The 263-nt window shown below is 59.3% G+C and carries 1 protein-coding gene; it reads left to right on the top strand.

The window, feature by feature from the left end:
• The coding region (locus B4920_RS26635; RefSeq protein WP_216820074.1) for a hypothetical protein at nucleotides 1-263 on the top strand (263 nt) is incomplete at both ends.

The raw sequence follows: 263 nt of genomic DNA, 5'->3' as shown, positions 1-263 counted from the left end.
GTCGCCATCGCCGATCTGCTCGGCTCCAACCTCTATCTGGTCAACACCTACCCCGGCACGCCGGTGAATGTGGCCATCGAGCTGCCCGAGTTCGACCCCAACGCCTACAACGACGCCATCCGCAAGCATCACGAAGATCTACTGCGAGAGCATGCCGATCAATTCGGCATCAATCACATGTGGACCAAGGTGGCGGAAGGGTTGCCGGAGGAAGTGTTGCCGGACATGGCGGACGAACTCAAGTCCACCCTGATGATCATGGG

Source organism: Zoogloea sp. LCSB751, from assembly GCF_002028455.1.
Taxonomy (GTDB): domain Bacteria; phylum Pseudomonadota; class Gammaproteobacteria; order Burkholderiales; family Rhodocyclaceae; genus Zoogloea.
The sequence above is the reverse complement of the archived record's forward strand: the minus strand, read 5'-3'. Positions and strand labels throughout refer to the sequence as shown.